Here is a 24,382-nt window from a genome sequence, read left to right as displayed (position 1 = left end):
ATGAGTGAGAGTCAACTATCCAAATGGGTTTGGTACCCCGGCGATTATGAGATTTGGCTGCATGGTAAAGTTTCTGTATTACGGCAATTCAGAGGGTATATTGTTCCTCCACTTTGGCGGTTGGATTCCGCTTATACCAACGTGAAATTTCGCAGACAGTTTGATCTGCCGCAGCCTGAGGAACTAACTATATCTGTACAGGGAGAGTTTGCCCTGCATCTGGATAATAACATGACTCCTATACCCTATGAGCACCAAAAGATCACGTCCGTGTTAATTCCCACTGGAAAACATGAGCTAACTATAAGTGTATTCAGCGATCAGGTCATTCCTGCGATTTATTCTGCGTTAGGTCTGATTGCCGATGATGGGGGAGAGTGGGAAGTAACGGCGCATAACGGTAAATGGGTGAAGGCAGGTTCAGGTGTTTTTAATGACATTGATATACCTCCACAAAAATTTCCTTTTTCTTACGAAACTATAATTCCTGTTTCTGTTACTGATGTTGATGGCGGGATCCTAGTTGATTTTGGGCGAGAAACTTTTGGATATGTGCAATTTTTGGGAGTAGTCGGAAAAGGGGTTATCCAGCTCTATTACGGTGAGTCTAGAGAAGAGGCTTTAGCTGAAGAACTGGCAGAAACCTATGACAAGCTAGCTGTCGATGTTGAAAGCTTACCTCAGGATTATGCCTCTCCAGTCACACGGGCGTTTCGTTATATCAAGTTGAAGGCAGATGAAGGAGTTAGCTGGCGGGAGCTTAGTCATGAATATGAATATTTGCCGTTGCAGCAGCAGGGTTCGTTTCGCTGCTCAGAAGCACGAATCAATCAGATTTGGGAGGTATCCGCTCATACACTTCATATGAATATGCGGGAGTTTATATATGATGGCATGAAGCGGGATCGTTGGGTGTGGAGCGGGGATGCGAATCTAGGATTTTTGATTAATAATTATGTATTCTTCGATCAGGCTGTGACCAAACGTACCTTGATAGCTCTGCGCGGCAAAGAACCGATCGAAACACATATGAATACCATTATGGACTATACCTTCTATTGGTTTATCAGCTTGCATGATTATTACCTATACACGGGAGATATTGCATTTGTTCAAGCAAACTATCCTAAAATGTTATCCTTGCTAGAATTCTGTCTAAACCGCAGAAACAAAGAAGGCATGATGGAAGGCCAACCAGATGACTGGATATTTGTTGATTGGGCGGAGATGGATCGTCGTGGTGAGCTGAGTTTTGAACAGCTTCTTTTCTGCCGGAGCTTGGAAATTGTGGCGATCTTCGCTAATGTACTGGCTGACCATGAGAATGGGAGTAGGTTGGAACAGCTTGCTAGGGAGCTGAAGGAACGCATTTTTTCTGTGTTCTGGAACCAAGAACTAGGCGGATTTATCCATAGTCGGCTGGATGGTGAGTTGAATAAGCAGCTCTTGAAGTATCCAAGCATGTTTGCGCTTCGCTTTGGTTATTTGAACGCAGAACAAGAGGAGCAAGTTAGACAGAATGTGCTTTTGGAGGAGACCGTTCAGAAAATTAAAACACCATTTATGCGGTTTTTTGAGCTGGAAGCCTTATGCAATATTGGAGAGCAAGCGCATGTGCTTGGGGAGATTCGCGACTATTGGGGAGGCATGCTTGATCTGGGAGCTACCACGTTCTGGGAGGAGTATGATCCTGCCTTGGCGGATGACCTGCAATACGATATGTATGGCGATAAGTTTAGGAAGAGCCTATGCCATGCATGGGGGGCAGCACCGATTTATTTACTAGGTAAATATGGCTTGGGAGTGACGCCTGAGGAGCCAGGTTACAAGCAATACCGTGTTAAACCAAATTTATGTGGATTGGACTGGATCGAAGGGACGATTCCCACTCCTAACGGAGAGCTCGCCGTATTCATGGATAAATCGAGAATTCGTGTACACACAAACCGGTCGGGTGTTGGGATTCTAGAGATAACAAGTGAGCAGTTGCCTACTGCCAATGAAGGTATCTTCCAAAGTATGGGTAACAAGAGGTACGAGCTCATGTTAGATCGACCTGAGTTTTTATATGAAATCTTATATTAGATGGATTAATCAAAATAAATATTTTTATAAGGAAATTCGAGCTCCTTATTGCGATATTCGCTTGGACTCATGTTGAAATAGCTGCGAAATATTTTGCCAAAATAACTTACGCTATCGAAGCCGCATTGCTGAGCCAATTTATGAATAGACCAATCTGTATTACGTAAGGAGGAAGCGGCAGCTTCAATGCGTCGGCGTCTCAGGTACTCCATAGGTGCCAATTCGGAATGCTTTTGAAAAAGCCTGCATAGGTAGTGCTTGGAAACCCCTGCATAGCCGGCTATTTCTTCAAGTGTTAGACCTTTTTCATAATTTTCACTCATGAATTTCTCTGCTAGTAGGATAGTTGGATTCATACGATTTGTGCTGAGGCTTTTATCTTTTTCGTACGCAGCCATCGCTAAAACCCATTCATAAACCAACACTGATATCCGTCGTGAATCTCGAAGTCCTTCATTTGAGATTTCCCGATATATTTTCCAGAATTGTTGTAAGGGCTCAGCTTGTGAATGGAGATGTATAATTGGAGCTTGGCTGCTCACTAATCGTTCGCAGAATAAATGCGCATCCTGTCCTTTGAGATTCATCCAAATAAACTCCCAAGGCTCAGCGGAATCCTGCTCATAATAATAGTGAAAGCTGCTGGGAACTTTGATTAGAAAACCACTTCCAGCCGGCAGTTTATGACTCCTCTCATCGATCCGTATTCTACCTTCACCTGACAAAGTAAGCTGAAATATGATGTGCCCAGGATCAGAACGCTTCGATACATCAAAGGAATAATCTGCGGATTGTATAGAGTTCCATCCAATTGAAGCAAGGGAGATAAAGGGGGAGAGCGTTTCTTCCATCGTACGGAAAGCATAAGATGAGGGGGACAGCATGGTAAGCAACCTCATTTCAAGAGAGCAATATTGTTATTACTTTATTGTATATACTGAATGATAGCGCGTATTTGTAATTATAACAAGGTCAATATTGTCATACTTATTATCAATATTCTCTGATTGTTCCTGCTAGCTTGAATTGGTAAGATAAATACATAAACGACGGATCATCTAAAAAATATGAGTTTGAGTTAGGACGGAGATAGCAAATGAATCCAAGAGTTATTATTAAGCATAATGAGTTGCTTTCGGACAATTGGTACGTTTTAAGGAAAATCACCTTTGATTATCAGAATAAAGCTGGAACATGGGGAACTCAGAGTAGAGAGGCCTATGATCGTGGGAATGGAGCTACGATTTTACTATATAATAGTGTTCAACAAACCGTCATTCTGACACGTCAATTTCGTCTTCCAACGTACATTAACGGAAATGAATCAGGTATGCTGATTGAAACCTGCGCAGGACTTCTTGATAAAGATAGCCCGGAGGAATGCATTCGGAGAGAAACGGAAGAGGAAACAGGGTATCATATTTCGCAGCCTATCAAAATAGGTGAAGCTTACATGTCACCTGGTTCGGTTACGGAGCTTTTACATTTTTTTGTTGCTGAATATTCCAAGGATATGCTTGTAAATGAGGGTGGCGGCTTGATCGAAGAACAAGAGAATATTGAGGTGCTTGAACTAGCTTTTGCGGACGCAATTGAGATGATCAGAGAAGGGGAAATTAAGGACGGTAAAACGATCATGCTTTTGCAGTATGCTCAATTAAACCATCTAATGCTTCCGCCAGTCCAAGCTAGGTAGGGTAGGGATTACAAGTGTCGGAAAAGATAGAAATTTGTCGGATATGATGGTATTATATGTATATTCGTAATGAAAGCAGGGGGAATTCAGCTTGAAGAGAGTAATAAGTCGTATTTTAGTTTTAATGGTAATGGTAGGTTTGATTCTTCCTAATACTAGTGGTACTGTCTTTGGGGATTCCACACTTACTCCACCCAAAGTTGTATCTGTGCAGTCAGATGGGACGCCTTTGATGGATGATGGCTCTTTCTGGTTTGTGGTTGGGAGATTGGATGTAAACCGGAATTTTAATTTAACTCAAATTGCCGGGGGCAGTGGTTTTGGCTACGGGATTACTAAAGATGGGGAGCTTATTCACTGGGACAATAGCCAACCTAGCTTTGTGCCAGATGCAAATAATGTTAAACAAATAAACCAATATTATTGGTTGAAAACGGACGGGACACTCTGGACCACTAAGAATAAAGAGGTTAAACAGCTGTCCGCTTTTAAAGCAGCCTCTATGTTTGATGAAGATAACGGTCGCTTTATTATAGTCTCCACGGATGGGGAGCTTTTGAGATATTACGATCAAACCTCCAAACCAGCTAAGTTAGAGCAAGTTGCCAATGCCGGTGCTATTCGCAAGATACAAGTTTATGGTGATACAGCAGCTGTATTATACGAAGATGGAAAAGTGGTTCTTTATAATACCAACCATTTTGATTTAAAGACACTTAAGCCTATTCCGGAGCTTATGACTACAGATGGTGTAGATATAGAGTTAAATGGCGATCAGTTGTTAATTGCTAAAAAGGATGGAAGTGTATGGGCAAGTGGTGGGAGCGGTTCATCTGATAAAGAGCGTTTTAGTTTGGTACAGGTAAGTGGGATCGATCAGATTCAACAAATTGTGAGTGGCAACAGCAGTGTATCCATATATGCTCAAAAAACGGATGGAACTTGGGTGGGATATCAGGATGGGAAAACAGCGCCTTTTACCCCGATACATGTAAAGAGCTTAAAGCTTACGATTCCAACGCGCTTTCCTAAGGTTGGCGACACGATCAAGCCATGGATTACGCTTGAGTATGATTCAGGTACTAAAGTTGATTTCCCTTGGGGGCAAGCCGACATTACCATAGATCAACCTCACCTTCTTAAGTTGACTGATGATGGAGCACTCAAATCTTTGGGAGTGGGCGACACTAATTTTACCGTTCAAGTAAACGGTGTGAGACAGACGATGGTAATCACGTCCAGCTTGAAAAATGTGCTCGAGAACGCTAAACAAGTTAAGGGAGTTACCTATGTACCGATCAAATCTGTTTTTCAAGCTTTGGGAGGAACTTCAACGTATGCAGCGACTACAAAGGTATACAGCATTGTGGTCGGAGACACCACGATTGAGATTACCAAAGGAAGCGCAAAGGCTAAGGTGAATGGTGAGGTTGTTGCCATGAAGGGAGCTCCGATCGAGAATAAAGGCGAGACTCTTTTTGCTAGTGATCTGCTAACCACAGCATTAGGGGCCAAGCTGAAGTGGGATGCAAAAAAAGAGCAATTGAATATAGCTATGGGAGCGGGGCAATTAGTCGTAACAGCCAAGCTAGTAACCGTTGCTAAACCCACAAATAGCAGTAAAATGACTGAAGCACCGGCTACAGGTGATATGGCTGGTTGGAAGATACTGAAAGGCCATCCGTATGAAAAGTCCATCAAGATTTATTTCAAAGCGGATAAAAAGAATCAAATGACGAGCTTAAAAGTCGTCGATATCCGTGTTGTGAATTTGAAGCAAAAAGTTAGTTGGACGGATGAATTGGGACGCAAGCATGTAAATACAGTAGGCGAAATGTATAGCGTTTTTGCAGCCTATAGCAATAGATATACGAGTAATTATCTCTACAATCTCTTTGGTGATTTCTACTTAAACTGGCTGTCCCCGGACAGCTACAATGCAGAGTATCTGGTAGAAGACTATTTACGAGGTTTTGGACAATAATATAATTTGCGTCGTTTATCTCCTCATATGGAGCAAACGACGTTTTTTTATTGTATGGATTAATTAAAGTATGGAGGATTCATTAAACTAATTCAACACCTAGCATTTTTAAACTTAGTTTTACGTTAGGATGGTCCTGATTCTTTGTCAAATAAAGCGCATATGCCTTAGTAATAGGAGTATTAAATTCAGATTGAAGTTCAAATAGCTTCTGAGAATCAAGATAAGGCTGGGCAATAAATCGCGGTAAGAATCCAAATCCTGCTCCTTGTAAAAGCATAGTAAGCATAATAGTGGAGTGATCGGTTTGAAGTGCAGGGACGTATCCGGCTCCAACAATACTAGAAAACCATTCTGCAAAGGGTGAACCCCATTCTATATGACAGTAATCACGAGTGAAGAAATCGGCTCTGCTAATAGCGGAGTCGATTTTTTTGGCCGATACAAGGATATTCTGGTCCTCGAATAAGAAGTGTTTAGAAATTTGTGGGTGTTCAGGCGGGTCATATCTAATGGCAACATGTACGATTCCATCCAGTAAAAGATCGCGGATCATGTAGCTTGGATCGATATAACTTAGAAATTTAATCGCAACCTTGGGATGGTTTTCTCTAAAAGCAAGAATATGCTGCAAGTAGTAGTAATGCCAGACGGAACCAGGCCCGCTTAAAATGAGATAATCCTCTAATTCTTCTTGTAAAGTTATCTTGCTTTCTTCAAATAAATGCAGCATCCTCTCGGCGTAAGGGAGGTAAGCGATACCCGCTTGAGTTAAGCTTACATTTCGATTATCACGTAGAAATAATGTTTTGCCTATTGTGCGTTCTAACGCTTTTATCCTTGCAGTAACAGCAGATTGGGAGATATGTAAATACTCAGAGGCTTTTGTGAAGTTCAGGATTTTACACACGGATAAGAATGCTTCTAGCTGTGATATATCCACAATATGCACCTCGATGATTTGAAATGTGAATTATTATAATACGAATAATTCGTTATACAAATTGTAAGCTATCGATTAAAATTTTACTATATCGATTTGGAGGAAACTAACATGAATATTAATTTAAAGATCGAGCAATTAGAAGCCATTGAAGAGCATGCTGATGAGCTTTCTGAGCTGCTAATTCGAGTAGTAGAAGATGGTGCCTCAATTGGTTTTTTGCCTCCACTAGATTTAACGAGTGCTCTGAGATATTGGAATACTGTACTAGCTCCTGAAGTAATTCTATTAGTTGCACTTATTAACAATCAGCTTGTTGGTAGCGTACAGCTCCATTTATCCACTAAACAGAACGGTGGATTCAGAGCTGAAATTGCCAAGCTAATGACACATCCCGATTACCGACGGCAGGGTATTGGCCGTTTACTGATGCAAAACGCCGAAGAAAGAGCCATTCAGGAGAGAAGGTCATTATTAATTCTCGATACAAGAGAAGGCGATCCTTCCAATTTACTCTATGCTTCAATGGGCTATATTCAGGCTGGACGGATTCCCAACTATGCTAAATCGGCAAATGGTGAATTGCATGCAACTATTTTTTATTATAAAGAACTAACATCCCATTCGCTCATGATTTAAAGCGGCGCCACCGCTTTAAAAAGCTCTGGAGGCGGTGATCTCATGATTTAAAGCGGCGCCACCGCTTTAAAAAGCTCTGGAGGCGGTGATCTCATGATTTAAAGCGACGACACCGCTTTAAAAAGCACAGGAAGCAGTAATCCCGTGATTTAAAGCGGCGCGACCGCTTTAAAAAGCACAGGAAGCAGTGAACTCATGATTTAAAGCGGCGCCACCGCTTTAAAAAGCTCTGGAGGCGGTGATCTCATGATTTAAAGCGGCGCCACCGCTTTAAAAAGCTCTGGAGGCGGTGATCTCATGATTTAAAGCGGCGCCACCGCTTTAAAAAGCTCTGGAGGCGGTGATCTCATGATTTAAAGTGGCGCCACCGCTTTAAAATGCTTAGGAAGCAGTGAACTCATGATTTAAAGCGGCGCCACCGCTTTAAAAAGCACAGGTAGCAGTAATCCCTTGATTTAAAGCGGCGGCACCGCTTTAATCGTCATCCTTAAGTAATCCTAATTTAATGGAGATCGATCATTAAACAGTTCGTTCTTATACCCTTCTAGATAAATAGATAAATACAAATAATACCATATCAAATTTAATATCAGGTATAATATGGATAAATCTGTTTATTGTTTCATCGGAAGGAGAGAAGTATGTCAATAACTAGCCTCGATTTACAGCAAATGCAACAACAAATATACCGATATAGCTTGCAAATAACAGCTAACCAATGGGAAGCGGAAGATTTAACACAAGAGGTTCTTTTGAAACTAGTAAGAGCAATGGAAATAGACCCCTCGAGAATAATCACGAAAGCTTATCTGTATCGGATTGCCAGTAATGCTTGGAAAGACAAGCTTAAGAAGGATAAAGGTCACTTGGAGATAGGCGACGCATCCTTGTTACATATAGAGGGTGAAGATGGGGGCCTGTCCACACGGGAGCTACTGGAAGTATTAGCCCACCGATTATCACCTCGAGCTATGGTCATTCTTTTATTGATGGATGTGTTCGAATTTACTGCAAAGGAAACGGCCAAGTTTCTGTTAGCTGCTGAAGGTGCCATCCAGGTATCACTGGGACGCGCAAGATTAAGATTAAGAAAGCTAGCTCAACAGAGATCGATGGGATTGGAAACAGAGGGGACTAAAATCCAAGGAGATCATGAAGAACAAATCGATTTAAATTCACTGGTAGATGCTTTTAGAAGGAGGGACACAAAGGCTATTTGCAACGCATATCTTGGACTTGTGAAACAACATATCAAGATCAGCAAATTAATCTGGATAAACGGAAAGCTGATCTTCTTCATTGAAGACCCGGATGGCAACAAATTTAGGATAACGGAATAATTTTTTCTAGGGGATGTTTGATTTCTGTCCGAAAAGTCGCTTATTCCATGTGAAATATATCAATATAAATTTGGAGGTAATAACATGGGTGTACAATCATTAGGAGCTATTTTTATTCGGGTGAGTAATTTGGAGAATTCGATTCCATTCTATTCTGCTCTGGGCTTGCGATTCCGTGGAGTGGACATCACCAGCGAATCATCATATTATGTTCGATGTGGCTGACCCTGATGGTAATCTGATTAACATTATTGAAGTTATACCGGTAGACAAAAAAATAGAAGTTACTTCCAACGAGGAGTAATAGTTAGCCGGGAGCACTGATATATAGGTGTCACCGGCTTTTTATTTAATTGGCTAGTTTTCTGTACTTTACGATTAGTGTGGATGGGCTTACGTTGCAGTGCTCTTGAGTCTTCCTTAAAATGTGATTATACCAGCAATCTAATGGTATAATCATGTTTGAGTGATCGATGGTTCTTTTGAATTAGAAGGGTGATAGATATGAGCTTAATTCGCATGGAAAATGTAACTAAAAAATATGAAGATACCCTGATTTTTCGTGATATTTATTTTAAGGTGAGCAAGGGTGAACGGATTGGCCTAATTGGACGTAATGGTGCCGGTAAATCGACTGTGTTTAAGCTGATATTAGGGAAAGAGGAGCCTACGGCTGGGAAAGTCGAAGTAGATCCTAAGGTTAAGCTAAGCTACTTCTCTCAATTCTCAGAATTGAGTGGAGGCTTGTCGATTCAGCAGGAGCTGGAAATGTGCTTTGAACAGGTGGGTTTGATAGAACGAGAATTAAAGGAAATAGGCGAAAAGCTGGGTTACATAACGGATGATGCTGAAATGGATCGACTGTTAAATCGCCAAAATGAGCTTTTTGAACAAATGGAGCATTTGGATGGCTGGAATGTGTCTGTCGAGATCGACACGGTTCTAACCAAGCTGGGGTTTGATGATCGCTCACGGAACCAACCTATTGATGAGCTATCTGGCGGGTGGAGGAACCGTGCCGCGCTTGCCAAAATTCTAATTGAGTTGCCTGATGTCGTGCTTCTCGATGAACCGACGAACTTCTTGGATATAGAAGGGCTCGTATGGTTAGAGCAGTGGCTGCGCCGGTTTAATGGAGCAATGATTCTCGTGTCGCATGATCGCCAGTTTATCGATAAAGTAGTTACGCGGACGATTGAAATTGAAAATTACCATTTTCAAGAATATGAAGGCAATTACACCGATTACATTCAAAAGAAGAAGATGCGTAAAAAAGTATTGGATCGTCAGTTCGAATGGGAAGAAGAGCTTCTCATCATGGAATCTGAAGCAATCGATAGCCGCGGGCACAAAAAGGTCTCCAAGGACCGACTATCACGCCAGCTCGCTGACATGAAGAAGCGAGTGGAGCCTCACCCAGTGAACGTGCTGATCACCGATATTTATGAGAATTTACGTTTCCCCGACAAGCTATGCCAAGTGACTAATATTGGACAGATCTATGATGAACGGAGAATATTCCAGAACATCAGCTTTGATATTCAGAAGGAAGATCGACTTGTTATCGTAGGTCCAAACGGAAGTGGGAAATCGACGCTAATTAAGGTGCTTACAGGACAAGAGCAGCCTGATTCGGGTGAGGTCATTTGGGAAAAGGGCGTCAGCTATGCTTATTTTAATCGGATGTGGGACGAGCTTGATCTTAAGGATACGGTTAGTCATGCAGTAAATGTTTTTGGACTTGGTCTAAACGCTCCGCGAAAAAAAGTTAATAAATTTCTCTCGATGCTGCAATTCTCAGAAAATGATTTAAGTAAGTTTATTGGTAATTTGTCTGGTGGCCAGAAAGCCCGAGTGGCTTTAGCTAAATGTCTTCTTTCTGGAGCGGCTGTTATTATCTTGGATGAGCCAACCAACCATCTTGATTTGCAGAGTATCCAAGTCATGGAGCAGGCGTTAATTCACTTTCCTGGAGCCGTAGTTACGGTAAGTCATGATCGTTTCTTCATAGATAAGATAGCGACTAAGCTGCTGACCTTCGACCCAATCTTAGGAATAACGGAGCAGAATGCTTAGCATAAAAAGGGAGACCTAGCGGATGAAACCTTTTGGATGGGGATGGAAGGTAAGTGTGGGGGTATTGGCATTAGGCTTAATTATAGCTTCTACAAGCTTCGGACCATCTGTAAATGCGGAATCGAAAATAGCAACGGACAAAAAGATGGAGAAGAAAAATGCTTTGCCCAAGGGATTCGTATATCTGGATAAAATAATTCCATCTGCACAATATGACATTCGATATTATGGAGAGTATAACTTTGTCGGGAAGCGAATTGATGGCTATAAAGCGCCTTTTGCGATAATGACGACTCAAGCTGCCGCAGCATTAAAAAAAGTCAGCGATGATCTTGAAAAGGAGGGCTATATCCTCATCATTTATGATTCTTATCGTCCTGAAAAGGCAGTCTCGCATTTCGTGAAATGGGCAAAGGACATCAAGGATGTGAAGATGAAGAAAGAGTTCTACCCAAAGCTAGATAAAGCTAATTTGTTTAAGCTTGGATTTATTTCCAGCAAGGGAGCACATGAAAGAGGCAGCACGATTGACTTGTCTACTGCGAACAAAGCAACAGGCAAAGAAGTGGACATGGGCAGTAAATTTGATTTCTTCGGAGATATCTCTTTTCACGGCACGAAGCTGATTACTAAGCTGCAGACAAGCAACCGAAATGTGCTTAAAAACGCGATGCTCAAGAATGGGTTTAAGCTTTACAGCAAGGAATGGTGGCATTACACCTTAATTAAGGAGCCTTTTCCTGATAAATATTTCAATTTCAATGTAGAGTAAAACCCGAAAAACGGTAACTACCTTTTGACAGGTGGTTACCGTTTTCTTACGCATAGCCTAAGTTAGGAATATATATTTGGTTTCCTTAATCGCTTGAATATCTTTTAAATCAAGGGTCAGAGTTTCCGTTTCACTGCGATCAGTGATATTTAATTCCTTGAGAATTAGGTCCACAGTATCTAGCTCATAATGTGTGGGTAGAACAATCTTCGGCTTCAGCTGTGTTATTACAGTAATGGATTGTTGAGCAGAAGCGCCGTAATCAGTCTTATTGCTAAATCGGGTAAATAGAATATCGATTTTCCCCAGTTTTTTCAGCTGCTCTGGTGTTAGTTCGTCCTGCCCCAAATCCCCCGTGTGAGCAATTCGAATTCCATCTACTTCAAACACATAAATAGTATTTGAATTCTCTGAGTATTCTTCAATGACATTATCACGATGAGAACCAACAATACCTTTTGCGGAAACATCCTTAACAGTAAACGAATCCTCCATATTGTTTGACATCCTCGCTGTAGTTCTTCCTTCAAAGGCATTGTCATGATGGTCAGCATGTCCATGGCTACTTGTGACTATATCGGCCTGTGGTATACCCTTTTTCTTCGGTAAATCGTAAGGATCAGCTAGGATTACGGTCCCTTTACTAGAAACAATAGCAACTGTTGTATGTGCCTCTTCACCTTTGGAATTGCTATAATTCTTAAAGATTGTCTTTCCGGTAGTATTTACTAACGATGTCGTATCCACAATATCCAACTGATCAGGTTCTGGAACCGGTGTTGGCATTTCTGTAGGAGCAGGTGTAGCTGAATTAATGGCTGTCGTTGGTGCGGATGATGCAGTCACAGCGGTTGTTGCCCCCACATCTGGTGATGCTGCGGGCTTTGTTTTCGAGCAAGCTTGAATCCCAAGAACAGCTAGCAGTAATAGCGATAGTAACAATCCATTTTTGAATTTCACATTGATTTCCCCTTTTATCGCTGACATAAAATTATCATATCAGTGAAAATCAATGAGTAAAAGGTGTGATAAATATTAAATAGTGTCAATATCTACTATTTTGAGATTCGCGTTATTTTCTAATACACATGGCTTTAAATCCGTTGCTTCCAATTTCAATGTACAGTAAACCCCAAAAAATGGTAACTACCTTTTGACAGGTGGTTACCGTTTTCTTACGCATAGCCTAAGTTAAGAATATATATTTGGTTTCTTTAATCGCTTGAATAACTTTTAAATCAAGGGTCAGAGTTTCCGTTTCACTGCGATCTGTGATATTTTTTTGGACCGATGAGCCGGATTCAACCCTATTGCTAAATCGGGTAAATAGAATGTGGTAGATGGAATCCGGATTGCTCACACGGGGGATTTGGGTCAGGACGAACTAACGCCAGAGCCTCACTAATTGAGGCCTTTATCATTGTAAGGAAGCCCAACTTAACTCTAGAGAGTATCGCTGAGTCAACCAACCAAGTCTGGGATTGGATCCGGGGAATAAGCTCTCTATGGATATTGAGGAGGTCGTCCTGCTAAACGGTAACCAGTCGTTCGATTAGCCAGATTCCACCTAAAACGAGTGCTATACTCGAGCCAACGACGACAAAACGTCTTGAATGTTGGTAGCGATGCAGCAAATATAATAGCGGTACCAGTAAAGTGACAATCGTGATTTGTACTGTTTCAATTCCGAGGTTAAAGCTGATCAAGTCGACAGCCAGCTCACTTTTTGGAATGTTCATTTCTTTCAATATGTCGGCGAATCCCATACCATGAATAAGTCCGAACAAGAAGGTCAGCACCCAGCGATGGCTGACTGTCGGACGTGCAATGTTATCCAAAGCAACATAACAGATGCTTAAAGCAATAGCAGGTTCGACAATCATCGGAGACACATTAATTATTCCTAGAACGGTTAATGTTAATGTGCAGCTATGAGCAATGGTAAAAGCGGTAATCATCGTCGCGTATTGTTTAAGCGTTTGCCGTGCGATCAGCAGCGAGAATAAGAATAGCAGATGATCATAACCGCTAAGTATATGACCCATGCCGAGTTTAAAGAAAGAATACCAGCCCGAGGTCGAATTAGTAGGCTCGGATTCTTCATTTGTTGTTTGTTCCCCGGTATGCAGCTGCTGTATATTTGGCGGGAAGCTTGTATAATCCTTGTCTGTCACCATCAGGGACCAGGTCCGGAAATTGCCGGATAACGCTTCTGTGCCTTTCTGGCTTCCATAATTGATAGTTAACAAATTGACATAGTTTGTTTTCGCATCTTTCGTGTAAAGAGTATCAAGCAAGGAGATAGACTTAGAGGGGGCAGCGGGCGGGTAGATGGCTTTCAAAATTAGTTTAGTCGTATCCCCTTGCTTGCCGAGATCTAAGCTGATCAATTGCGTCCAGGCTTTGATTTCTTCGTTAATCTTTAAGGTTAAATTTTCCTTTAGTGTGGCTTCCATCCGTGCTTTTACTGCGTTGAATTCTTCCTGATCCAGTTTGTTATCCGCATTGATATCACCGCCCATTAGCTCGATCACAGACAATTCATCTAAAGTGTAGATCATTTCGGTTTCGGATTGGGTTAGATTCAGTGTTGTATAGCTTGCACTATAAGCATGAGCATAAACTGTTTGTTTAAAATGGAGCAGCATCACCATCACTAGCACCATGAAGATCAGCGACATACGCATAATGTGGACCTTATTTCGGATCATACTATTTTCCTCCAATCATTGTAGGGATGAGTAAGAATTCTAGAAAATATCCAGTAAAAAAACCTCCCCATCCTGCGTGAGGGGAGGCTTCTGTTAAACTTTGGATTTATTTATCCAGCAATCTGGCAATCACGACAGCTGCTTGAGCACGTGTAGATGAATCATTCGGATTGAAGTTATTGTTGGAGCCGACGATGATTCCTTGACTTGTCGCCAAAGCCACGCCATCTATAAGGGATGAATTAATGGAAGCATTATCTTTGAATTGGTTCAATATGGCTTGTGTATTAGCTACATACTTATAGCCTTTTACAGTTATAAGAGCTTTTGCTGCAAGAGTAGCCATTTCTGCGCGGCTAATTGTTGCGTTTGGAGCAAATTGGGTGAGAGACCGCCCATTGATAACTCCTGCTTTTGCAGCGGCAGCAACAGGGGATTTAAACCAATCTGTATCGTTGACATCATTGAAGGATTCAGAAGCAGAGTCGTCTTCAAGATGAAAGGCTTTGACAATCATTGCTGCAAATTCGGCGCGTGTTACTTTAGCGTTAGGAGCAAATAGTCCTTGGCTGCGGCCTTGGATGATACCTTTGGCTGCTGAGATATCAATCGATTGTCCTGCCCATGTCTGAACGCTCGCAGTATCTGTGAAATCGACTTTGTTCTCGACAATCACATAAGTAGAAAATGATTTGCGTTCACCTTCGAAATAGTTGCCTTCCGTATTATAACGTCCACCATAAAACTCCAATTTACCGTTAATTATTTTGGCTAGAGAAAGTAAATCGGTATTAAGTCCATTCGTATTAATTGGTAATTTGACAATTACGGGCTTAGTGAAGCTCGTGTTTGTGCCCGAGTCATTTTTAAACTCAAAATTATACACATCGGAGGCAACCTTTAAGCCTGTCGCATCGCTTGCTGTTGTTACGGGTTGTTTATTGATAAAAAGTATTGTATTTCCAATAAATTGATCTACATCTACGGATAAGGAAACACCGTTTATTTTAATCGTGATTGTGTCAATTCCTGCTTCTTTGGCTTTAGACACTAGATCGGCATTTAATGGGACCTCCGCGTTAGCAGCCGTTTGTGTGCCCAGATCAAGCGATACGTTAATTTTCACTTTATCCGCATTGGGATCAAATTGTGTCAGCGTTTCAATCAATTTTGTCGCATTATCATGGACTGTTTTAAATAGATCCGTGAAAGTACTGGCATCCAATTTAGCTTTTGCGAAGTTGCCATCAACCTTGATTGAACTGGAGATGTTCAATATGGATTGCTGTTCAATGGCTTTTTCAATAAGATCAGTCTCTTTTTTTAGCACTGTTTGTGCATCGGCACCATTTTCTTTATTGGCTAGCAGCTCATTCAATTGTTGAGTGGTTTTTTGCAAATTTACAGCTAAGTCCTGGGGATTTAGTGTTGGTGCATTTGTACTCGATGGTGCAGGAGTGGCAGAGGGCACAGGTGTTGCTGTTGGTGTTCCTGATGTTGGTGTTTCTGATATTGGTGTTCCAGGCGTTGGCGTTGGTGTTGGCGATGTTGTAGGTGATGTTGTAGGTGATGATGTAGGTGTTGGCGATGTTGTAGGCGTTGGTGTTGGTGAATCCGTTGGGGGTGAGGTAGGAGTAGCCGGATTTCCCGCGGATTCCCGGTTAACATTCACTATTATGTTAGAATTCAGACTTTCTTTAGTTGCTCCTTCATTACCGATGACTGTTGTTACATTGGTATCTTTCATCGTTATCTTTGCAGGCGAATTCCCGGTATATTCAAAAGTTACATTGCAAATGGTTACTGTTCCATTGAAATTGTTCTTACCGTTAAAAAAGCCAAAATATTGAACACCGTTTTTATCTAAGATGCCCACCGTATTCATGTTTACGCTGTTGTTCTTAATATCACTTGTATAATCTATTGATTTGATTTTCAGATCACCTTCTAATCCAAGACCAAACTCGGCGCCACTAAACGGAGCATTGTTCGTGACTAGTATGCCTACTGAAAACTCGGTTGAATTTAATCCGACGGTAACTTTTTGCTGTGAGAATTCCACTTTTTCTAGGCTGGTATTTGCAAAAGCAGTCATTTGCATGGATAGAAAGCAAATAAGAACGAAGATAGTCATATATTTCATTTTCATGTTGTTATGGACACCTCTTTGGTTTGAAATACAGGAAAAGGCTTGAAGGCCCTTTCCTGTCTTAGATCTATCAGTTATTATTCAAAAATTTGCTTTAAGATCATAGTAAAGTCAGTAATATCTACAACGCCATCAAGATTGACATCGGCAACCTTACTTGTATTCCAGTTTGGATCCTGTGAAGAGGCTCTGTAGAAATCTAATGCTTTGGACAAGTCGGCGCCGGTTGTTAAACCATCACCAGTAAAGTCATAATAGCGGACAATGGAACCCGTTTTTCCAGTGATACTGGATTTAACGTCTTTATTTACTCCGCTGGAAGAAGTAGATGAGTTGTTAAGCGTGATTTCGGCAATCGCCAATTTCGTTGGATTACTTGGTACTAGCTCAAAGGTAAGTTTAACAACATCTGTGGCTGCAATTGTTGAAATAGGTGTTGTTAAGCCTGCTACAACTCTAACTGACTTTCCATCGGCTGCTAATTTACTGTCAATTACTCCAGCATTCGGTGATACTAGCTCAGCCTTAGTAAATTTGATTCTTGTGCTGTCAAAGCCGAAAGTCGCATCTACTGTGTTTACTGAATTGCCCTTAGTGAGCGCATAGTAATATTCAAAAGTAGTTGGATGGGCTTCTTGGGTTGGTTTAGCATATACTTTTGCTTCTGTATCTTTAACCATGCCGTAAGTGTCGACCATTTCCATTGTATCGGTTCTAAAAGTTTTAATTGTAACGCTGGTTGGAGTTACGTCGATAGTGGAGAAGGTAGGAACATGAAGCTGGCTTCTAACGGCAGAATATACTTCCGGAGTTGTCTTTAATTCATAGTATTTACTACCGCTGGCAGAGTTGGCTGTAAGATAAGTAGAGCCTACAGGGTTAACATCTCTTCCTTGGCTGTCAACTAGCTGGTTTTTTTGTGGAATATCGCCTTTCATTACAAACGTTCTGACATAAGAGTGGTCATGTCCCATGAAGATCATATCGACGTTCAGCTCGTCAAAAGTTGGGAAAAGGCCAGCTCTTAAATTTGTAATAGCTGATTCCAAAGAGTGAGTTCCTGCTCCATAAATATCATGATGGAAAGTAACAAACTTCCATTTAGCATTTGGAACAGCTGCAACTGTTTCTTTCATAAATTGTACATGTGCTGCCGCACTGCTATTGTTGGTATTCAATACCATGAACAAAGAGTCGCCTTTGGTGTAATAATAGTCACCAGGGCTAACAGCAGTAGCGCCTAAAGTAGACTGGTTAGGTTGATTAAAATGATAAGTATAATTTACGCTGCCATCATGGTTCCCGACAACTGTAGCAACGGGCAAGCTTCTAAGTACGCTAGGACTTAGATAAGCATCATATTGAGATTCACTATTATTGGTTTCCACCTGATCGCCTGCAGACATTATAAAGCTCATATTAGGGAACTGGGCTACTGCTTTATTAAGTGTATTTGTCCAACCGTAAGTATCGTTGGTCACACTTCCAGATGCGCCGATTTGTGGGTCACCTACAAACATAACGCTGTAAGTGTAAGGATCTTGTGTTTTAAAACTGTAAACTGGACTCCAGTTAGCATCGGTTCCATCGCCAACACGGTAAACATATTCAATGTTGGGTGAAAGAGGGGCAATGGTTACTTTGTTAGAATAATAGACAGTGGATGAAACTGTCGCTGCTTCGGATGATGTTCCTGTAAAAGTCACTGCATTAGAACCAGTAGGAAAATTGCCGCCTGTCATTAATGCTTTGTAAGACACTTGGACTTTGGTAGCGACCGGATTTGTGGAGGTATAGTAAGTCACGTTCATTTCAGACTCGTTTTTTCCTGGATTAAGTGCAATGTCTTTAATGGAGTAAGTACTTGCATCTGCACTAACAACTGTGTTCAATTTGGATTTACCTGCAAATCCAGAAGGTAGAAGAGAAATTACTAATAATACGGCCAAGACTAATACGCTAATTGTGGTAAATCGTCTCTTTGCATTGAATAAAATATACAGCATGGAAAAAACCACTCCTCAAAAAATTTATACCCCACCCGCGCGGTTATATAAAAGGGCACTAGAAGTAGCGTAGTCTAGAATTGTTAAATGAATTGCCTTTCTAAGTGTATTATTTGTAAATATTACGTTTAGTAGTTCTTTATACTTATGGTTCTGCAACCATTCTCCTAGAGGTAAGCCCTCGCTATGAAGCTAATAAATCCAAGTAATGCCAATATCATTAAGATAGCCGGAATTGCCTGCTTTATTTTACGTATATAATGGATAATAGGATAGAGAATTAGGACAATCAGTACCAAACCGACTTCAATACCTAAATTAAAAGCAATTAATGATGGGGCAAAGTACCCGCCTTTGTGGTTCATCCCGCTTATTATCTCCGCAAATCCAAATCCATGAAATAAACTAAAGCAGCCAATCAACCATAGATTTAGTTCTTTATGCTTGTTAAACAGATTGTTCAAGGCAATATATAGAATGCTAAGTGCAATAGCGGATTCTACAAATTTGACTGGAAGCGTCAGGATTTGCAGACTGGCCAAAATCAACGAAAGCGAATGAGCAAAAGCAAATGAACCTATTACAACAAAGATCTGCTTTAAAGATTTTATTCCAATGAGAAGGCCCAATAAAAATAAAATAGAAGCATAACTGAGCAATATAGACTTGAAGCCTAGTAGAGAGAAGTTCTGGACAGCATGCTGAAAATTCATTTGACCTACCTGAAGCTCGCGAAGTTCATTAACCAAGACGGCATTTTGCTTCAAATCACCTAGCGTTAAGGTTACATAATTCACATGATATACATCCATATCAAAAACAAGATTATAATCCAAGACAAAATGCTGAGGAATATTTCCCGCTGGATATTCCAAAATGACTTCGGCAAATGGCTGATTGTCCCTATCTAAATACTTAAGCTGTGTCAGCTTTCCTTCAAGCAGTAAATTATCCGCATATAATTTGATTTGAGACAGCAAATAAGCTTCCACTTTAGCATGAGAATTTCCAACAAATTCTTTCATTGCTTCAGATGTGGTGTCTCCTCTGTTCGGATCATCTGGGGTAGCCCCGGCACGCAAATCATACATGTCAATCTGTAAATTGTATTTAATGACACCATCCTTCACTGAAATATCAGAATAGGCTAGACTATCACCGCCATGAGCAAAAGTGGCAGGAGCCCATAAACCAAATAGTGCTAATGTTAATACAATTATTCCAATCCATTTTTTAACCATCTTTATATCCTCCTTTACAGCTGCTTTGGAATTTATCTCTGCCTAAGAATATAAGCTCACTATGTTAGAAGAGAAGCGCAATAATGTTTAATTTTTGTAAAGATGTGCTTTTGTTAAGCCATTCTGTGGATTCCTCTGATATGATGGTTTTTACACACTAGCTATACAGACATGGAGGTATTACATGCTTAAATCTGGGAAAGTAAGAGTCGTTCTTTTCGTATTGTTATTGCTGCTGATCTCACTATTTATGTATTTATTCAATCAAAGTCCTGAAAAAACGTATAACGAACAGAACGATACTTCCTATACAAAATATGAAAAAGCCAAGGTTTTAAAAGTAATCAGTGAGGAGTTGGAAAAAGACTCAGCAAGAGGAGATTTATATCACGGGTCTCAAGAGCTGGAGGTAAAAATTCTTTCGGGGGAGCATAAAGGCACCGTTCATACCATTACCAATAACATCAGTATCTATTTGAATGTTATTGTTAAAACAGGTCAGACTATTATCGTTAGCGTTGATACTGCAGATGCTGAAAACTATCTGGTCAATGTGTACAGCTATTATCGAGCTCCACTCATGTTTGCTTTGATATTGCTTTTCTTTGCTGTTCTATGGGGAATCGGTGGGAAAAAAGGTTTGAAGTCGGTTGTAGGCATAGTCTTTACTTTTGCCAGCATTATTTATTTGTTTATCCCGATGTTATACAGGGGGTATTCTCCAATTCTTGCATCTGTGCTGATCGTTGTGTTAACGACCTGTATCACCTTGCTATTACTAAACGGTTGGAGCTCTAAGTCTATTGCGGCCATTCTCGGCACGACAATTGGCGTGATTATAGCAGGGATCATTGCCTATATTTCTGGTAATTTAGCTCATGTTTCAGGATACAGTACCAAAGAGGTTGAAATCTTAATCGTCGTTGCCGATGATACCGGCATGCAGCTCAAAGGGCTGCTATTTGCTGGGATATTACTTTCTTCTCTTGGCGCCATTATTGATGTTGGTATTTCCATTGCTTCATCCGTTTACGAAGTCTATTTAGCCAACACTAAACTCAGCAAGAAAGAGCTGTTTCTATCTGGGATAAATGTTGGTCGTGATATGATGGGAACTATGGCGAATACCCTGCTGCTTGCTTTTACAGGTACTACTCTTGCTTCTTTGATGATTCTTTATGCTTCCAAGGTAACCTTTAATCAATTGACCAATATGAATATGATTACCATCGAAGTCATTCAAGGGATAACAGGGTGCTTTGGGGTAGTCCTGACTATACCAATAGTAGCGTTTATCTCCTCGAGGGTTATTCCTAATTTTGAGAAGAATCCCGCTCTAAATGAAAAAGCTGAAACCCCTAGTTAGGGAGTTTCAGCCTGCTTAACCATTTTTTCTGTACGAGTGTTTGGAAGTGGCGCCTTAGCAATTTCAGCCGTAAAATACATTTCCATTTCCTCAAGCTTTTTTGGATCCGTTATCGTCAATTTATCTTTTATATAATGTTCAACGAATAACTCCCAAGTGGGGGTTATTTTCTGGCTTATCATAGTTTGGGCGGCAACCTTGACCAATCTTCGTTCTTTGGCATTCGTGTAGGAGTCTTTAAATTGCTGCTTTAGCTCAAAATCAAGCTCATTGAAGATTTTCAGGAACACGTCCGAGGTCATGCGAGCATCATCCAATGCACGATGTGCTGAGCCGTTTGCAACAATCTCTAACTCTATGAGTGCAGATTCCACGCTAACATCATTTTTGAGCTTCTTATACCGAACGAACCCTTTTAACAAATCATAATAGTGGACTGTCATCCAGAAGGAATCATCCAGCTTATGCATGCGGGTATCATAGATAATACGTTTTAAATCCTCGCCGCCCCAAGTGAGAAATAGATGGGAATCACTCTGATTCAGCCATACCATGAAATCATTCATTACCTTTGGAAAACTGGAGGCTAAATCTATCTCTTCCTGTGGAATCCCGGTTTTCTGTTTAATAAAGCTGTTCAGCTTGGAGAAATATACAGGCTTGATTAAAGCCGAGAATTCATCTATCTGCTGCAAGGAGGAGTTTAACCTCACAGCACCGATCTCAATAACCTCCATTGGCAAATCACTCGCAAACTTACGCCCATTGAATTCGATATCCATAATAATATAGTCCAAGCTAGTAACCCCCGATTAATAAGTGCATGGATACTAGTCTAACAAATAAATCAGCGGATATAAAGGGTAGCGGAATATTGTCTATAACCCAAAATATGGTATGATCTATTTAAAGATAGAACTCTGGATACTAGCTTACAAAGGGAAGAGGAGAATAGATGACGATTTACATCGCATTGTTACGTGGCATTAATGTAGGTGGGAATAATATGATCAAGATGTCCGAACTGAAGCTGATGTTTGAAGAGATGGGATTTGGCAAAGTACAGACGTACATCAACAGTGGAAATGTGCTTTTTACTTCGGAAAATGGGGCAGAGCAGGTACGACAACGGGCTGAGTTTGAGGTCAATAAAGCGTTCGGAATTGCAGCAACAGTCGTTATAAGAACAGCGGCTGAGTTAGAGCGTATTATTGGAGATTGCCCTTATAAGTCGGATTCTTTAGCAGCGGGTGAGAGTGTACAGGTAACTCTATTAACAGAAGCAGCTTCATCAGAGAAAATGGCTCTTTTACCGATCGGTGTGGATGGCAAAGATGAATTCCATAATAACGGACTTGAGATTTACTTTTTATTTCGCCAAAGTGTTCTCGACTCTAAGCTTGCTAAGAATATGACTAAGTTAGGTTCAACCGCTACTTCTCGCAACCTTAATACAATTAACAAGCTAGCGGCCTTAATTAAGAAGATGCAATAAGATAAGATAAAAGCGGAGCACCTTGTTGAAAAGGAGCTCCGCTTTTATCGTACTCCTATAAAATTTAACTTACTCCAAACACTCTATTAACTCACAGCTAATAATTGAAAGGTATACTCTTTTTGGGAGGTGATACTGTGTATTATGAAGAAGACCGCGAACCCTATGAGACTAGTGATGAGGAAGAGGCAGATTAATTAATCTCTGCAATCTCAAGTATAATCGGGCAATGATCGCTGCCTAGTATAAATTGATCAATTTTTGCATCCGTAATTAAAGAACTAAGTCTCGAAGAAGCTAGGAAATAATCAATCCGCCAGCCCACATTCCGCGCTCTAACACCAGGCATATTAGACCACCAGCTGAAAGCATCTGTTTTCTCGGGGTATAGATGTCTAAAGCTATCAATAAAGCCTGCATCTAGCAGCTGAGTCATCTTGCCGCGTTCCTCCGGCGTAAACCCAGAATTGCCGACATTGCCTTTCCAGTTCTTAATATCAATCTCATGATGAGCCACATTCAGATCCCCGCAAATGATTACGGGCTTAAGTGCATCTAGCTTCAGGAGATAACCAAGGAATCTTTCTTCCCAATCTACACGGAATTCTAGCCTAGAGAGATCGCGTCTAGCATTTGGCGTATAGACATTTACTAGATAAAAGCCAGCAAACTCCAAGGTAAGAACCCGCCCCTCAGGCTCGCTATCCTCCTCTAAACCGTACCACACAGACAAAGGTTTCACTTTAGTGAAAACGGCCGTACCCGAATAGCCTTTTGTAATAGCGTAATTCCAATATTGTGAATATTCCTCAGCATGTTCCAAGCTGATTTGTCCTTCTTGGAGCTTTGTTTCCTGTATACAGAAAATATCTGCGTTCGTTTCTCTAAAATAATCAGAAAAACCTTTTTTTACGGCTGCTCTTATGCCGTTAACATTCCACGATACAAGCTTCATAGTTGAATTTCCCCTTATTCTTAGTTGTGATATTCTTTCGAACGTTCAATTTCAAAGCTTGATTCAGGTATGGATTTATCAGCAACAATGGTTAATGCTTGGACCATAGCTGTGAGCGTATTATCTGATCTTAACACAACTGTTGCTTCAATTTGAAATTCATTTACACCTGTAACATCAATGTCAAATTTCTCTGGGGCGGAGTTCGTATAGATGGAAGGGCTGCTATATAATTTTTTCTTGGTTGCTACATCGCTAACCGTATATTGGACGTATGAATCCGCAGAAATGGAGTAGGCTTGAAAAGCTCCCTTTAATCGCTTAGCATCGCCAAACAGCAAATAATTTACAAAGAAGTTACGTGTAGGCACAGATTGATTTGGGGCTAGTTTGTTGGTGAATTCATAGGTAAAGTTATTTGCTTTAGGAATTACTTCAGTGGGATCAAAAAGTGACGTGCTATATATTTCAAACGCTTTTAACGGATATTCAACGATTCCATAATCGATAGCATCCTTGTAAGGTTCGCCAGATACAGCCGCCTCCGCTTTCGTTGTCATTAAGATTGTTTTACTTTTTGAATCCCAGTCAATACCTAGCCCAGTTAGAGCGCCCATGGTACGTAAAGGGAGGTAAGTCGAACCATTATAGATAATAGGATTTAAGGTGATTCCATCTGGATCTTTAGCTACCCACTCTTTGCCGTTTAAGGTCATTTTCATGTCATGGTTTATGTATGCTTTGACGTCTTCGATGATTGGACCTGCTTTAACCCCTGCTCCCATACCCAAGATCAAGGCTAACGAAACACTGATTATGAACACTTTTTTGTTCAATTTAATGGCTCCTTTTTGGCTGGGTGGTAAGCACATGGGACCGATTCTCAAATGTCCTAATTAGTATATCATAATGTCTATATTAGGT

General features: G+C 40.8%; 19 protein-coding genes. 9 read left to right on the top strand and 10 right to left on the bottom strand.

Translation table 11 applies throughout. The features are described from left to right. Positions 1-2,085, top strand: coding sequence for an alpha-L-rhamnosidase-related protein (locus EHS13_RS32820; protein ID WP_155704402.1), 2,085 nt, complete (start codon positions 1-3; stop codon positions 2,083-2,085). A gap of 5 nt (positions 2,086-2,090) precedes the next feature. Here EHS13_RS32820 and EHS13_RS32815 read toward each other — a convergent pair whose 3' ends face one another. Then, complete coding sequence (locus EHS13_RS32815) at positions 2,091-2,984, bottom strand: helix-turn-helix transcriptional regulator (RefSeq protein WP_155704400.1); 894 nt, start codon at positions 2,982-2,984, stop codon at positions 2,091-2,093. 197 nt (positions 2,985-3,181) lie between these two features. Between EHS13_RS32815 and nudK the strand changes: the two genes are divergently transcribed. After that, a complete protein-coding gene (gene nudK / locus EHS13_RS32810; protein WP_155704399.1) occupies positions 3,182-3,781 on the top strand; it encodes a GDP-mannose pyrophosphatase NudK in 600 nt (199 codons plus the stop codon). A gap of 91 nt (positions 3,782-3,872) precedes the next feature. Continuing rightward, a complete protein-coding gene (locus tag EHS13_RS32805; protein WP_155704398.1) occupies positions 3,873-5,765 on the top strand; it encodes a stalk domain-containing protein in 1,893 nt (630 codons plus the stop codon). 82 nt (positions 5,766-5,847) lie between these two features. Here the strand turns inward: EHS13_RS32805 and EHS13_RS32800 are convergent, their stop codons facing one another. Then, complete coding sequence (locus tag EHS13_RS32800; RefSeq protein ID WP_155704396.1) at positions 5,848-6,708, bottom strand: LysR family transcriptional regulator; 861 nt, start codon at positions 6,706-6,708, stop codon at positions 5,848-5,850. A gap of 111 nt (positions 6,709-6,819) precedes the next feature. Between EHS13_RS32800 and EHS13_RS32795 the strand changes: the two genes are divergently transcribed. The 4 genes from EHS13_RS32795 to EHS13_RS32780 all read left to right on the top strand — a co-directional run bounded on the left by EHS13_RS32795 (position 6,820) and on the right by EHS13_RS32780 (position 11,535). Continuing rightward, positions 6,820-7,347 carry a GNAT family N-acetyltransferase gene (locus tag EHS13_RS32795; protein WP_155704394.1) on the top strand — a complete coding sequence of 176 codons (528 nt, stop codon included), beginning with the start codon at positions 6,820-6,822 and terminating at the stop codon, positions 7,345-7,347. 641 nt (positions 7,348-7,988) lie between these two features. Further along, a complete protein-coding gene (locus EHS13_RS32790; RefSeq protein WP_155704392.1) occupies positions 7,989-8,687 on the top strand; it encodes an RNA polymerase sigma factor in 699 nt (232 codons plus the stop codon). Between the two features lie 504 nt (positions 8,688-9,191). Continuing rightward, positions 9,192-10,763, top strand: coding sequence for an ABC-F family ATP-binding cassette domain-containing protein (locus tag EHS13_RS32785; protein WP_155704391.1), 1,572 nt, complete (start codon positions 9,192-9,194; stop codon positions 10,761-10,763). Between the two features lie 22 nt (positions 10,764-10,785). Beyond that, positions 10,786-11,535, top strand: coding sequence for a M15 family metallopeptidase (locus EHS13_RS32780; RefSeq protein ID WP_227013654.1), 750 nt, complete (start codon positions 10,786-10,788; stop codon positions 11,533-11,535). Between the two features lie 57 nt (positions 11,536-11,592). Here the strand turns inward: EHS13_RS32780 and EHS13_RS32775 are convergent, their stop codons facing one another. From EHS13_RS32775 to EHS13_RS32755, 5 genes are all read right to left on the bottom strand, one after another. Beyond that, entirely contained in the window at positions 11,593-12,495 is a 903-nt protein-coding gene (locus EHS13_RS32775) for an MBL fold metallo-hydrolase (RefSeq protein WP_162463366.1), read from the bottom strand. Between the two features lie 569 nt (positions 12,496-13,064). Beyond that, positions 13,065-14,246 (bottom strand): HupE/UreJ family protein, encoded by a 1,182-nt coding sequence (locus tag EHS13_RS32770; RefSeq protein ID WP_155704387.1) that lies wholly within the window; start codon positions 14,244-14,246, stop codon positions 13,065-13,067. 106 nt (positions 14,247-14,352) lie between these two features. Continuing rightward, the gene (locus EHS13_RS32765; protein ID WP_155704385.1) at positions 14,353-16,395 is read right to left on the bottom strand and encodes an S-layer homology domain-containing protein; all 2,043 of its coding nucleotides are present in this window, start codon (positions 16,393-16,395) and stop codon (positions 14,353-14,355) included. Between the two features lie 77 nt (positions 16,396-16,472). Next, complete coding sequence (locus EHS13_RS32760; protein WP_155704384.1) at positions 16,473-18,401, bottom strand: fibronectin type III domain-containing protein; 1,929 nt, start codon at positions 18,399-18,401, stop codon at positions 16,473-16,475. A gap of 167 nt (positions 18,402-18,568) precedes the next feature. Next, positions 18,569-19,642, bottom strand: a complete 1,074-nt coding sequence (locus EHS13_RS32755; RefSeq protein WP_155704382.1) for a HupE/UreJ family protein — start codon at positions 19,640-19,642, stop codon at positions 18,569-18,571. 184 nt (positions 19,643-19,826) lie between these two features. On the opposite strand from EHS13_RS32755, the gene EHS13_RS32750 reads away from it, so the two are divergent. Then, positions 19,827-21,008 carry a YibE/F family protein gene (locus tag EHS13_RS32750; RefSeq protein ID WP_155704380.1) on the top strand — a complete coding sequence of 394 codons (1,182 nt, stop codon included), beginning with the start codon at positions 19,827-19,829 and terminating at the stop codon, positions 21,006-21,008. On the opposite strand, the gene EHS13_RS32745 is transcribed toward EHS13_RS32750, so the two are convergent. Continuing rightward, positions 21,005-21,805: a 3'-5' exonuclease gene (locus EHS13_RS32745; protein WP_155704378.1), complete on the bottom strand. Its 801-nt coding sequence runs from the start codon at positions 21,803-21,805 to the stop codon at positions 21,005-21,007. The genes EHS13_RS32750 and EHS13_RS32745 overlap by 4 nt on opposite strands. A gap of 158 nt (positions 21,806-21,963) precedes the next feature. Between EHS13_RS32745 and EHS13_RS32740 the strand changes: the two genes are divergently transcribed. After that, complete coding sequence (locus tag EHS13_RS32740; protein WP_155704377.1) at positions 21,964-22,503, top strand: DUF1697 domain-containing protein; 540 nt, start codon at positions 21,964-21,966, stop codon at positions 22,501-22,503. Between the two features lie 193 nt (positions 22,504-22,696). On the opposite strand, the gene EHS13_RS32735 is transcribed toward EHS13_RS32740, so the two are convergent. Beyond that, positions 22,697-23,458, bottom strand: a complete 762-nt coding sequence (locus tag EHS13_RS32735) for an exodeoxyribonuclease III (RefSeq protein ID WP_155704376.1) — start codon at positions 23,456-23,458, stop codon at positions 22,697-22,699. A 20-nt stretch (positions 23,459-23,478) separates the two neighbouring features. Beyond that, positions 23,479-24,294 carry a stalk domain-containing protein gene (locus EHS13_RS32730; protein WP_155704375.1) on the bottom strand — a complete coding sequence of 272 codons (816 nt, stop codon included), beginning with the start codon at positions 24,292-24,294 and terminating at the stop codon, positions 23,479-23,481. Positions 24,295-24,382: the final 88 nt, after the last annotated feature.

The organism is Paenibacillus psychroresistens (genome assembly GCF_009728935.1).
Taxonomy (GTDB): domain Bacteria; phylum Bacillota; class Bacilli; order Paenibacillales; family NBRC-103111; genus Paenibacillus_AC; species Paenibacillus_AC psychroresistens.
This window is presented reverse-complemented; position numbering and strand designations above follow the sequence as displayed.